Below are 12,662 nucleotides of genomic sequence, written 5' to 3'. Positions count from 1 at the left end.
CCCTCGCCGCTGGCGATGTCGCGCAGCATGCCGGCCACGCCGAGGATCGGGCGGGTCACGCCGCGGGCGGTCAGCCATACGAGCAGCAGGCCGAGGAGCGCGGCGAGCAGGCCCAGGCCGAGTTCGACGACGGTGCCCTGGGTGCGTTGCTGGTCCAGCTCCTGCTGCAGCTTCACCGCCGGGCCCTGCAGGGCCTGCAGCGGCACGTCGATGAGCACGCCCCAGGCCTCGGCCTCGGGGATCGGGCGCAGCGGTTGCAGGGCGCGCAGCTCGCCGTCGTGTTCGAGGATCTTGTGCTGGCCGGCGCCGAGCAGTTGCAGCAACTGCTCGCCCTGGGCGGGGTAGACCTCCTGCAGCTTCTTGCCGAGCTTGCCGGCGTCGGCGCTGTAGCCGGCGAGCAGGCCGGCGGGGCTGATGATGGCGACGCGGCTCTGGCCCTCGTAGAGTTCCTGGCTGCCTTCACGGGCGATTTCCTGCAGGCGGTCGAGGGCGATGTCCACCCCCAGCACGCCGACCAGCTTGCCGTCGACCTGCAGGGGCAGGGCGATGCTGGTCATGAGGATCTTGCGGTTGCCCACCTCGTCGACGTAGGGCTCCAGCACGCAGGTCTTGCCGGCGGCCTTCGGGCAGGTGTACCAGGCGTTGTAGGCCGCGCCGCTGGGGCCGGGGCTGGTGTCGGCGAGCATCTTCTCGTCCATCGGCTCGGCCTCCAACTGGCCGGGGGTGGCCTGGGCCCAGTATTGCGAGAAGCGCCCCTTCTCGTTGCTGCCGATCTCGGTGCGACCCTCGGCCTGGGCGTCGCGGCCATCCAGGGCGTCGGGCTCGAAGGCCAGGTACAGGCCGAGCAACTCGGGGTTGGCCGCCACCGCATCGCGCATCTGCCGGTTCAGCTCCTCGCGCAGGGCCAGGGTATCCAGGCCGCGCTGGGCGGCGAGCTGGCGCATGGCCAGGGCCTGCCGGGCGAAGCTCTGCGCGTAGCGGTAGGCGTCGCTGAAGTAACGCTGGATGCGCATCGCCTGGATCTCGCCGCGGGCGCGCAGGCGGGCCTCGGCGGCGTCGTCCAGCATGCGGGTGCTGGATTCCTTCACCAGCGCGGTGCTGTGCTGCATGCGGTAGATCGACAGGCCGGCGAGCAGCGAAACCACGCCGAGCAGGCACAGGCCCGCGAGCAAGGTGATCTTCCACTGGATGGAGAGGCGACGAAAAGGCATGGGGGTGTCCTCTGCGGGAACCTTGGGGGTGTTCGGAAATATCGGCGGCTGTGCGATTTTCTTTACAGTCATCGCTGCCGTCCGTCGGCTGGGGCCCCTGGAAGCCAGGCGCGCGCCGGGTTGCACTTCGCCACCCATCTGCTGACTAATGTGCAGGCCACTCTCGGCAGATGGGATTGCACATGCTCGATTCGAAACTGGAAAACCGGACGTTCCTGATACTGCTGGCGGTGGTCAGCATCGCTTTCGCCTGGCTGCTGCTGCCGTTCTACGGCGCGGTGTTCTGGGGCACCATCCTGGCCATCATCTTCGCCCCCGTGCACCGCCGGCTGCAGGTGCGCCTGGGCGGGCGCAGGAACCTGGCGGCGCTGATCACCCTGAGCGCCTGCATCCTCATCGTGATCCTGCCGGTGATCTTCATCACCGGTTCGCTGGTGCAGGAAGGCGCCAACCTCTACCAGAGCCTGAAGTCCGGCCAGCTGAACCTCGCCGGCCTGGTGCAGCAGGCCTTTGCCGCCTTGCCGCCGTGGGCCCACCAATGGCTGGAGCGCTTCGACCTGGGTGACCTGTCGAGCCTGCAGGAGAAGCTCTCCAGCGGCGCCATGCAGGCCAGCCAGTTCGTCGCCACCAAGGCTTTCAGCATCGGCCAGAATACCTTCGACTTCGTCATCAGCTTCGGCGTGATGCTCTACCTGCTGTTCTTCCTGCTGCGCGACGGCCGCACCCTGGGCCGGCGGATCAAGCAGGCGGTGCCGCTGGACCACGAGCACAAGCAACACCTGTTCACCAAATTCACCACCGTGGTGCGCGCCACGGTGAAGGGCAACATCGCCGTGGCCGCCACCCAGGGCGCGCTGGGCGGGTTGATCTTCTGGTTCCTCGGCATCCAGGGTTCGCTGCTGTGGGGCACGCTGATGGCCTTCCTGTCGCTGCTGCCGGCCATAGGCGCGGGGCTGGTGTGGGTGCCGGTGGCGGCCTGGTTCCTGCTCACCGGGGCGATCTGGCAGGGCGTGGTGCTGGTCCTCTTCTGCGTGCTGGTGATCGGCCTGGTGGACAACATCCTGCGCCCGATCCTGGTGGGCAAGGACACCAAGATGCCCGACTACGTGGTGCTGATCTCCACCCTCGGCGGCATGTCGCTGTTCGGCTTGAACGGCTTCGTCATCGGCCCGCTGATCGCCGCGCTGTTCATCGCCTGCTGGGACCTGTTCACCGGCCGCGAGGAAAGCGAGGAAGCGGCGGGGTAGGGTAGGGGCGATAGCCATTGATGGGTATCGCTTCGCTCCACGCCATCCTACGGAAACGACAGCCCTTCGTAGGGCGAATAACGCGGAGCGTTATCCGCCGTCGATCATGGGGGCGGCGGCCGTCGGCGGATAACCGCGAACGGTTATGCGCCCTACGCTGGAAATGAAAAACCCCGCCGAGGCGGGGTTTTTCATTACTGCTCTGGCTATCAGCCGGCGGCGGCGATCGCCAGGCCGGAGTGCTGGAGGATGTCCAGCAGCGGCTGCGGGTACACGCCGAGGAAGAAGGCCAGCAGGGCGATGGCCACCAGCATGATGCCGCCGGCGCGCTGGGCCCAGTCCAGGGGCGCGTCGTGGCGCTTCATGTTCGGCTCGACCAGGAACAGGGTGACCATGACGCGCAGGTAGTAGTACAGGCCAATGGCGCTGCCCAGGACCAGGGCGCCGACCAGCCACCACAGGTGCGACTCGACGCCGCTGGCGATGACGTAGAACTTGCCGATGAAGCCGGCGGTCAGCGGGATGCCGGCCAGGGACAGCATCATCACGGTCATCACCGCGGTCAGCACCGGGCGGCGCCAGAACAGGCCGCGGTACTCGAACAGGGCATCGGCGTCGCGGCCGCCGTAGGGGGTGGACATCAGGGTGACCACGCCGAAGGCGCCCAGGGTGGTGACCACGTAGGTGGTCAGGTAGACGCCGACGGTCTCCACGGCCAGGCCGTTGCTGGCCACCACGGCGATCAGCAGGTAGCCCAGGTGGGCGATGGAGGAGTAGCCGAGCAGGCGCTTGAGGTTGCTCTGGGTCAGCGCCAGCAGGTTGCCGACCAGGATCGAGATGACCGCGATGACCGCCAGGGCGACGTGCAGCACGCCGCTGTGCAGGGCCGCCGGGGCGATCTGGAACAGGCGCAGCAGCACGGCGAACACGGCGACCTTGGCGGCGGTGGCGAGGAACGCCGCCACCGGGGCCGGGGCGCCTTCGTAGACGTCCGGGGTCCACAGGTGGAAGGGCGCCAGCGACAGCTTGAAGCCCAGGCCCACCAGCATCATGCCCACGCCGATGGTCAGCAGCGGGCTGTGCACGGTGCCTTCGGCCAGGGCGCTGCCCAGGCCGGCGAAGTCCAGGGTGCCGGCTTCGGCGTAGAGCATGGCCATGCCGAACAGCAGGAAGGCCGAGCCCGCGGCGGACAGCACGGTGTACTTGATGCCGGCTTCCAGGCTGCGCTTGTTGAAGAAGGCGTAGGCCACCATGCCGTAGACCGGTACCGACAGCAGTTCCAGGCCGATGAACAGGCCGGCCAGGTTCTGCGCCGCCACCAGCACCAGGCCGCCGGCGGTGGACAGCAGCAGGAGCAGGTAGAGTTCCTCGCGGTTGCCCGGGTAGCTCTCCATGTAGGCATGGGCGAGGGTCGAGCAGGCGAGGGCGGCGACCAGGATCAGCGCCGAGTAGAACAGCGCGAAGTTGTCGATCAGCAGCAGCGGGGTGACGACGATGGGTGTCGCCTTGATCGCCCAGAGGATCGAGACCAGCGCCAGGTTCAGGCCGATCATCGAGAGGGTGGCGATCAGGCGGTGATTGCGTTTCCAGGCGACCGCCAGCATCACCACCACCAGGGTGGCGCTGGTGATGAGCAGCGGCAGGAGCGCGATGAAGTGTTGGATCGTGAAAGTCATTTCGCGGCTACCGTGCGGCAAGGGTGGAAAGGGCGGCGTCGAACCACTGCTGCACACCATGCATGGTGGCGGCGGAGGTATCGAGGACCGGCTGCGGGTAGACACCGAGCAGGACCAGCAGGGCGGCGAGGCCCAGCACCATGCTCAGTTCGCGGGCGTTCAGGCCGGCGATCGGCGTGTCCGCCTTCGACGGGCCGAAGTAGGCGCGGTGGATCATGATCAGCGAGTAGACCGATCCGAACACCAGGCCGAAGGTGGCGATGACGATGATCACCGGCACCACCTTGAAGGTGCCCAGCAGGATCAGGAACTCGCCGACGAAGTTGCCGGTACCCGGCAGGCCCAGCGACGCGGTGGCGAAGAACAGCGCCACGGCCGGCAGGTACGGGATGCGCGACCACAGGCCGCCCATCTTGCGCATGTCACGGGTGTGCAGGCGCTCGTACAGCTGGCCGCAGAGGATGAACAGCGCGGCGGCGGACAGGCCGTGGGCGATCATCTGCACCACCACGCCCTGCAGCGCCTGCGGGCTGCCGGAGTAGATGCCGATCATCACGAAGCCCATGTGCGACACGCTGGAGTAGGCCACCAGGCGCTTGATGTCGGTCTGCGCGAAGGACAGCAGGGCGCCGTAGAAGATGCCGATCAGGCCGAGCGTCATGGCGATCGGGGCGAACTCCGCCGAAGCGTTGGGGAACAGCGGCAGGGCGAAGCGGATCAGGCCGTAGGCGGCGGTCTTCAGCAGGATGCCCGCCAGGTCCACGGAACCGGCGGTCGGCGCCTGGGCGTGGGCGTCCGGCAGCCAGGAGTGCACCGGCACCACCGGCATCTTCACCGCGAAGGCGACGAAGAAGCCGAGCATCAGCAGCCACTCGACGTGCTCGCTCATCTGCGTCTTCAGCAGGTCGGCGTAGTTGAAGGTCAGCACGCCGGTGCTGTTGTAGTGCACGAACACCAGGCCGAGGATCGCCACCAGCATCACCAGGCCGCTGGCCTGGGTGAAGATGAAGAACTTGGTGGCGGCGTAGATGCGCGTCTTCTTGCCGTCGTCCGAGCTATGGCCCCAGAGCGCGATGAGGAAGTACATCGGCACCAGCATCATTTCCCAGAAGAAGAAGAACAGGAACAGGTCGACGGCGAGGAACACACCGATCACGCCACCGAGGATCCACAGCAGGTTCAGGTGGAAGAAGCCGATGCGGCGCTGGATCTCGTTCCACGAGCACAGTACGGACAGCACGCCGAGCAGGCCGGTGAGGGCGACCATCAGCAGCGACAGGCCGTCGATGGCCAGGTGCACGCTGATGCCGAAGCGCTCGATCCATTGCAGCTGGAACTGGGCGGTCCACTGCGGCTCGCTACCCGGCGCGGGCGCCAGGTGGAAGTCGCCGGTGTGCCACAGCCACAGGCTCAGGGCCAGGGTCAGGGTCATGGAACCCAGCGCGACCCAGCGGGGCAGGGTCTTGCTGGTGTACTCGGCGATCCAGCAGAGGAAGCCGCCGATGAAGGGGATCAGGATTAGCCAGGGCAGAATCATGACGGGCTCGATCTCTTTCGTGAATGCGTTAGGCCAGTAGCAGCGCGAGCAGCAGCACCGCGCCGCCGACCAGGGAAGCGGCATACCAGCGCAGGCGGCCGTTCTCGGTCAGGCTCAGAAGGGTGTGCCCACCGCGGGCGGACAGCGGCACCAGGACCAGGGTCTGGTCGATGGGGTCGCGGCCGAGCAGGCGGCAGATCAGCAGGTAGGGTTTCACGAACAGCTTGTCGTACAGCCAGTCGAAGCCCCAGGCGTGGTACCACCAGGTGCCGAAGAAGCGGCCCGGTGCGCTCTTGGCCAGGGCGCTGACGAAGCGGCGCTTGCCGAGGAACAGCAGGCCGGCCAGCAGGATACCGGCCAGGGCGATGGCGCCCGAGGCGATTTCCAGGCTGTGCTGGGCTTCGCCGCCGGCATGGCCGGCGCTTTCCGGCAGCACGCCGGAGAGCGGCGGGGTGATCAGCGCGCCGACGAAGGTGGACAGCACGATCAGCACCGACAGCGGCAGCCAGTGGCTGATGCCATGGCCGGCATGGGCCTCGGTCTTCTGCTCGCCGTGGAAGGCGATGAAGATCAGGCGGAAGGTATAGATCGAGGTCAGGAAGGCGCCCACCAGGCCGGCGATCAGCAGGTTCTGGTGACCGCTGGCGAAGGCTTCCCAGAGGATCTCGTCCTTGGAGTAGAAGCCGGCGGTCAGCAGCGGCAGGGCGGCCAGGGCCGAACCACCGACGATGAAGCTGGCGTAGGCCAGCGGCAGCTTCTTCCACAGGCCGCCCATCTTGAAGATGTTCTGCTCGTGGTGGCAGGCGACGATCACCGCACCGGAGGCGAGGAACAGCAGGGCCTTGAAGAAGGCGTGGGTCATCAGGTGGAAGATCGCCGCGTCCCAGGCGCCGACGCCCAGGGCCAGGAACATGTAGCCGATCTGGCTCATGGTCGAGTAGGCGAGGATGCGCTTGATGTCGGTCTGCACCAGGGCGGCGAAGCCGGCCAGGACCAGGGTGACGGCGCCGACCACGCCGACCAGTTCCAGCACGTTCGGAGCCAGGGTGAAGATGCCGTGGCAGCGGGCGATCAGGTACACGCCCGCGGTCACCATGGTCGCCGCGTGGATCAGTGCGGAAACCGGGGTGGGGCCGGCCATCGCATCCGCCAGCCAGGTCTGCAGCGGCAGCTGGGCGGACTTGCCGACCGCGCCGCCGAGCAGCGCCAGGGCCGCCAGGCTCACCCACAGGTCGCCCTGGGCGAAGTGCTGCGGCGCCAGCACCAGCAGTTCCTGGATGTTCAGGGTGCCCAGCTGCTGGAACAGGATGAACAGGCCGAAGGCCATGAACACGTCGCCCACGCGGGTGACGATGAAGGCCTTCAGCGCCGCGTTGCCGTTCGGTACGTGGCTGTAGTAGAAGCCGATCAGCAGGTAGGAGCACAGGCCCACGCCTTCCCAGCCGAAGTACAGGAACAGCAGGTTGTCGCCCAGCACCAGGAACAGCATGCTGGCGATGAACAGGTTGGTGTAGGCGAAGAAGCGCGAGTAGCCGGCTTCACCGCGCATGTACCAGCTGGCGAACAGGTGGATCAGGAAGCCGACGCCGGTGACCACGCCGAGCATGGTGACCGACAGGCCGTCCAGGTACAGGGCGAAGTTCGGCGCGAAGCCGTCGACGTTCATCCACTGCCAGAGCACCAGGGTGTAGGCGCCGCCTTCCGGCGGGGCGCTGTGGAAGCTCCAGATCGCCCAGAAGGCGGATAGCGCGGACAGGCCGACCGAGCCGACGCCGACCAGCGCGGAGAGATTTTCCGACCACTTGCCGCGGGAGAAAGACAGCAGCAGGAAGCCGACCAGGGGGAACAGGAAAGTGAGGGGCAGCAGGTTCATCCGCGCATCTCGCTGGCAGCGTCGACATCGAGGGTATGGAAGCGGCGATACAGTTGCAGCAGGATCGCCAGACCGATGCTCGCCTCGGCCGCGGCCAGGCTGAGCACCAGGATGAACATCACCTGGCCGTCGGGTTGGCCCCAGCGGCTGCCGGCGACCACGAAGGCCAGCGCGGCGGCGTTCATCATCACTTCCAGGCTCATGAGTACGAACAGGATGTTGCGCCGGACCATCAGGCCGGCCAGCCCGAGGCAGAACAGCACGCCGGAGAGTGCCAGCCCGTGTTCCAGGGGGATTGCATTCATGGTGTTATTCCTTCGCGTCGTGGCGGCCGAGGTGGAAGGCGGCGACCAGTGCCGCCAGCAGCAGCATCGAGGCCAGTTCGACGACCAGCAGGTAGGGGCCGAACAGGCTGATGCCCACGGCCTTGGCGTCCACGGTGGTGTGGCCGATGCCGGCACCGCTGGGGTTGCGCGACAGGACCAGCAGCAGTTCGACCAGCAGGACGGCGGAGAGCACGCCCGGGCCGATCCAGACCCCGGGCTTGAGCCACTTGCGCTCCTGCTCGGCGATCGCCGGGCCCAGGTTGAGCATCATCACCACGAAGACGAACAGCACCATGATCGCGCCGGCGTAGACGATGATCTCCAGGGCCGCGGCGAACGGGGCGCCGAGGCTGAAGAAGGTCATCGACACGGCGAGCAGCGAAACGATGAGGTAGAGCAGGGCATGCACCGGGTTGCTGTTGGTGATGACCCGCAGGGTTGCCAGCACGGCGACGCCGGCGGCGAAGTAGAAAGCGAATTCCACGCGACGTCTCCTTACGGCAGCAGGCTCTTGACGTTGATCGGTTCGGCCTCGTTCTGCGCGCTGCCCTTGGGCTTGCCGGCGATGGCCATGCCGGCGACGCGGTAGAAGTTGTAGTCCGGGTTCTTGCCGGGGCCGGAGATCAGCAGGTCTTCCTTCTCGTACACCAGGTCCTGGCGCTTGAACTCGCCCATCTCGAAATCCGGCGTCAGCTGGATCGCGGTGGTCGGGCAGGCTTCCTCGCACAGGCCGCAGAAGATGCAGCGGGAGAAGTTGATGCGGAAGAACTCGGGGTACCAGCGGCCGTCGTCGGTCTCGGCCTTCTGCAGCGAGATGCAGCCGACCGGGCAGGCCACGGCGCACAGGTTGCAGGCCACGCAGCGTTCCTCGCCGTCGGGGTCGCGGGTGAGGACGATGCGGCCGCGGTAGCGCGGCGGCAGGTACACGGGCTCTTCCGGGTACTGCAGGGTGTCACGCTTGCGGAAGGCATGGCCGAAGATCATCACCAGGCTGCGCAGCTGGGTGTAGGTGCCATGCACGATGTGCAGGATTTCTTTGATCATGGTGGTTCTCCTTACTGGGCCGCGGCCAGCACACAGGCGCCGGTCACCAGCAGGTTGATCAGGGTCAGCGGAAGGCAGACCTTCCAGCTGAAGGCCATCACCTGGTCATAGCGCGGGCGCGGCAGCGAGGCGCGGATCAGGATGAACAGCATGATGAAGAAGGAGGTCTTCAGGGCGAACCAGATGAACGGGATCTGCGGCAGCAGGCCGAACGGGCCGTGCCAGCCACCGAAGAACAGCGTCACCAGCAGCGCCGAGATCAGCACGATGCCGATGTACTCGCCGACGAAGAACATGCCCCATTTCATCCCGGCGTACTCGATGTGGTAGCCGTCGGCCAGTTCCTGCTCGGCTTCGGGCTGGTCGAACGGGTGACGGTGGGTCACGGCGACGCCGGCGATGATGAAGGTGCAGAAGCCGAAGAACTGCGGAATGATGAACCACAGGTGCTGGGCCTGGTATTCGACGATGTCGCGCATGCTGAACGAGCCGACCTGGGCCACGATGCCCATCAGCGACAGGGCCAGGAACACCTCGTAGGAGATGGTCTGGGCCGAGGCGCGCAGGCTGCCGAGCAGGGCGAACTTGTTGTTGCTCGACCAGCCGGCGAAGAGCACCGCGTACACGGTCAGGCCGGCCATGGCGAAGAAGAACAGGATGCCGATGTTCAGGTCCGCGACGCCCCAGGTGGGGGTGATCGGGATGATCACGAAGGCGATCAGCAGCGCGCCCATGGCGATGACCGGGGCGAGGGTGAAGATCATCTTGTCGGCGAACGGCGGCGTCCAGTCTTCCTTGAAGAACATCTTGATCATGTCCGCGCCGAGCTGGAAGGCGCCGAACGGGCCGACCCGGTTGGGACCGTAGCGGTCCTGCCAGAGACCCAGCAGGCGGCGCTCGACCCAGCTCAGCAGCGCACCGCAGACGACCACGGCGAGCAGGATGACGATGGCCTTGATGACCTCGATGATGATGTCGACGATGGCGGGTGTCAGCCAGCTCATTGGGCAGCCTCCTGCAGACCTTCAGCGACACCGCCGAACACACCGGCGGGGATACCGGCCAGGCCGGCCGGCAGGGCGACCAGGCCCGCGCCCAGCTCTTCGCTGATGCGCAGCGGCAGGCGCAGCTCGTGGCCGGCGACCTTCAGGCGCAGCAGCTTGCCTTCGGCCAGGCCCAGGCGCTCGGCCTCCTCGCGGCCCAGGGCCACGTAGGTCGCCGGGATGCGTTCCTGCACCGGGGCGGCGCGGGAGCTGTTCTCCTCGCTGCCGAACAGGTGGTAGAAGGGCACCACCTTGAACTGGCTGGCCGGGGTGTGGAACGGCGCCGGTACGTCGCTGAACCACAGGGCCTCGCCCTTGGCCTCGATCAGGCGCACGCCCGGGTCACCGGCGCGCAGGTGGCCGCCGACCTCGTCCTGGAACTTGTTCCAGGCCTGCGGCGAGTTCCAGCCCGGGGACCAGGCGAAGGGAATCTGCTGACGCGGCTCGGTGCTGCCGGAGTAGCCTTCCATGGAGAAGGCGAACGCGCTGTCGATGTCCTGCGGCGTGCGCGGCTCGCTGACGTTGATGTTGGCGCGCATGGCGGTACGCCCGGAGTAGCGGTGCGGCTCGCGCGCCAGCTTCAGGCCCTTGATGCGGAACGCGGCGTTCGGCGCGGCGTCGCGGATGCCGGCCAGTTGCGGCTTGGCGGCGACCACGGCGTCGATCACGTGGTCCAGCTGCGTCCAGTCGACGTGCTTGCCCTCGAGGGTGCTGTGCAGGGCGTGCAGCCAGCGCCAGCCTTCGCGGACCAGGTTGTCGGCGTTGTAGTAGGTCGGGTCGAACACCTGGAAGAAGCGCTGGGCGCGGCCTTCCTGGCTGACCAGGGTGCCGTCGCCCTCGGCGAAGCTGGCGGCCGGCAGGACGATGTGCGCCTTGGCGGCGGTCGCGGTGCTCTGGTGGTCGGCGACGATCACCAGCCTGGCGGCGGCCAGGGCGGCGTCCACCTTGGCGGCGTCGGCGCGGCGGTACAGGTCGTTCTCCAGCACCACCACGGCGTCGGCGGCGCCGGAGGTCAGCTGTTCCAGCGCGGCTTCGACGGATTCGCCGCCGAAGAGGGCCAGGCCCAGGCTGTTGGCTTCCGGGACCACCAGGCTCAGCGAGCCGTTCTTCTCGCGCTGCTTCAGGGCGCTGGCGATGTTCGCCGCGGCTTCGATCAGGGCGTTGCTGCGCAGCGATACGCCGGATACCACCAGCGGGCGCTTGGCGGCCACCAGGGCGTCGGCGATGCGCTGGGCCAGGGCCTGCGCCTCGGGCTCCAGGCCGGCCACGGCCGGGGCGCTCGGGTCGATCGCATGGGCCACGGCGAAGCCCAGGCGGGCCAGGTCCTCGGGGGCGGCGTGCACGCACTCGGCGGCGACGTCGTCCAGGCGGGTCTCGGCCAGGCTGGCGATGAACAGCGGGTTCTTCTCGTGCTGGGCGATGGTCTTCACCGCGGCGTCGAGCCACGGCTGGATCTTCATCGCGGCGGCCATGTCCTCGCCCTTGCCCTTCACCGACTGGCGCAGGGCCAGGGCGATGCGGGCGGCGGTCTGGGTCAGGTCCTCGCCGAGCACGAAGACCGCGTCATGGTCTTCCATGTCGCGGATGGTGGGGGAGGGCAGCGGGCCGTCCTGCATGACCTTGAGCACCAGGCGCAGGCGCTGCAGCTCGTCGGCGGCGATGCCGCTGTAGAAGTTGCCGGCGCCGACCAGCTCGGACAGCGCGTAGTTGCTTTCCAGGCTGGCGCGCGGCGAGCCGATGCCGATCACCTTGCGGCCCTTGAGCAGGGCGGCGGACTGGTCGAGGGCGCCGTCCAGGCTCAGCTTCTGCTTGCTCAGCACCAGCATCGGTTGGCGCGGGCGGTCCTCGCGGTTGACGTAGCCGTAGCCGAAGCGGCCGCGGTCGCAGAGGAAGTAGTGGTTCACCGAGCCGTTGTAGCGGTTCTCGATGCGGCGGATCTCGCCGTAGCGCTCACCGGGGCTGATGTTGCAGCCGCTGGAGCAGCCATGGCAGATGCTCGGGGCGAACTGCATGTCCCACTTGCGGTTGTAGCGCTCTGAGTGGGTCTTGTCGGTGAACACGCCGGTCGGGCAGACCTCGGTCAGGTTGCCGGAGAACTCGCTCTCCAGCACGCCGTCCTCGATGCGGCCGAAGTACACGTTGTCGTGCGCGCCGTAGACGCCCAGGTCGGTGCCGCCGGCGTAGTCCTTGTAGTAGCGCACGCAGCGGTAGCAGGCGATGCAGCGGTTCATCTCGTGGGCGATGAACGGGCCGAGCTCCTGGTTCTGGTGGGTGCGCTTGGTGAAGCGGTACCGGCGCTTGTTGTGGCCGGTCATCACCGTCATGTCCTGCAGGTGGCAGTGGCCGCCTTCCTCGCACACCGGGCAGTCGTGCGGGTGGTTGGTCATCAGCCATTCGACGACGCTTTCGCGGAAGGCCTTGGCCTCCTCGTCCTCGATGGAGATCCAGGTGTTGTCGGTGGCGGGGGTCATGCAGGACATGACGAGGCGACCACGCTTGTCGTTCTCGTCGGTGTACTGCTTGACCGCGCACTGCCGGCAGGCGCCGACGCTACCGAGCGCCGGGTGCCAGCAGAAGTAGGGGATGTCGAGTCCGAGGGACAGGCAGGCCTGCAACAGGTTGTCCGCCCCATCGACTTCTAACGTCTTGCCGTCTACGTGGATAGTGGCCATGGTTCAAGTTCTTCGTTGGCCCGTTGTCAGCGG

At 67.3% G+C, this 12,662-nt stretch carries 10 protein-coding genes; 1 reads left to right on the top strand and 9 read right to left on the bottom strand.

Translation table 11 applies throughout. The annotated features are described in order from the left end of the window. Nucleotides 1-1,211: cache domain-containing protein (locus VV867_RS24950; protein ID WP_328567838.1), on the bottom strand; the 1,211-nt coding region annotated here is incomplete at its 3' end. A 182-nt stretch (nt 1,212-1,393) separates the two neighbouring features. Between VV867_RS24950 and VV867_RS24945 the strand changes: the two genes are divergently transcribed. Further along, complete coding sequence (locus tag VV867_RS24945) at nt 1,394-2,458, top strand: AI-2E family transporter (RefSeq protein ID WP_328567837.1); 1,065 nt, start codon at nt 1,394-1,396, stop codon at nt 2,456-2,458. 209 nt (nt 2,459-2,667) lie between these two features. Here the strand turns inward: VV867_RS24945 and nuoN are convergent, their stop codons facing one another. From nuoN to nuoG, 8 genes are read right to left on the bottom strand one after another with little or no spacing between them, the layout of a single operon-like run. After that, the gene (nuoN, locus tag VV867_RS24940) at nt 2,668-4,134 is read right to left on the bottom strand and encodes an NADH-quinone oxidoreductase subunit NuoN (protein ID WP_328567836.1); all 1,467 of its coding nucleotides are present in this window, start codon (nt 4,132-4,134) and stop codon (nt 2,668-2,670) included. A 7-nt stretch (nt 4,135-4,141) separates the two neighbouring features. After that, nucleotides 4,142-5,671 (bottom strand): NADH-quinone oxidoreductase subunit M, encoded by a 1,530-nt coding sequence (nuoM, locus tag VV867_RS24935; protein WP_328567835.1) that lies wholly within the window; start codon nt 5,669-5,671, stop codon nt 4,142-4,144. Nucleotides 5,672-5,699: 28 nt separating this feature from the next. Then, on the bottom strand, nt 5,700-7,544 hold the full coding sequence (nuoL, locus tag VV867_RS24930; RefSeq protein ID WP_275626940.1) for an NADH-quinone oxidoreductase subunit L: 1,845 nt from the start codon (nt 7,542-7,544) through the stop codon (nt 5,700-5,702). Then, nucleotides 7,541-7,849: an NADH-quinone oxidoreductase subunit NuoK gene (gene nuoK, locus VV867_RS24925; RefSeq protein WP_043253249.1), complete on the bottom strand. Its 309-nt coding sequence runs from the start codon at nt 7,847-7,849 to the stop codon at nt 7,541-7,543. The genes nuoL and nuoK overlap by 4 nt, the downstream gene beginning before the upstream one ends. A 4-nt stretch (nt 7,850-7,853) precedes the next feature. Beyond that, the gene (gene nuoJ, locus VV867_RS24920; RefSeq protein WP_089394808.1) at nt 7,854-8,354 is read right to left on the bottom strand and encodes an NADH-quinone oxidoreductase subunit J; all 501 of its coding nucleotides are present in this window, start codon (nt 8,352-8,354) and stop codon (nt 7,854-7,856) included. Between the two features lie 11 nt (nt 8,355-8,365). Next, a complete protein-coding gene (nuoI, locus tag VV867_RS24915; RefSeq protein ID WP_089394807.1) occupies nt 8,366-8,914 on the bottom strand; it encodes an NADH-quinone oxidoreductase subunit NuoI in 549 nt (182 codons plus the stop codon). Between the two features lie 11 nt (nt 8,915-8,925). Continuing rightward, the gene (gene nuoH, locus VV867_RS24910) at nt 8,926-9,918 is read right to left on the bottom strand and encodes an NADH-quinone oxidoreductase subunit NuoH (RefSeq protein ID WP_109932201.1); all 993 of its coding nucleotides are present in this window, start codon (nt 9,916-9,918) and stop codon (nt 8,926-8,928) included. Then, nucleotides 9,915-12,629: an NADH-quinone oxidoreductase subunit NuoG gene (gene nuoG / locus VV867_RS24905; protein ID WP_328567834.1), complete on the bottom strand. Its 2,715-nt coding sequence runs from the start codon at nt 12,627-12,629 to the stop codon at nt 9,915-9,917. Before nuoG ends, nuoH begins: the two co-directional genes overlap by 4 nt. Nucleotides 12,630-12,662 lie beyond the last annotated feature (33 nt).

This window comes from Pseudomonas sp. JH-2 (genome assembly GCF_036231725.1).
In the GTDB taxonomy this organism is placed as follows: domain Bacteria; phylum Pseudomonadota; class Gammaproteobacteria; order Pseudomonadales; family Pseudomonadaceae; genus Pseudomonas; species Pseudomonas delhiensis.
This window is presented reverse-complemented; position numbering and strand designations above follow the sequence as displayed.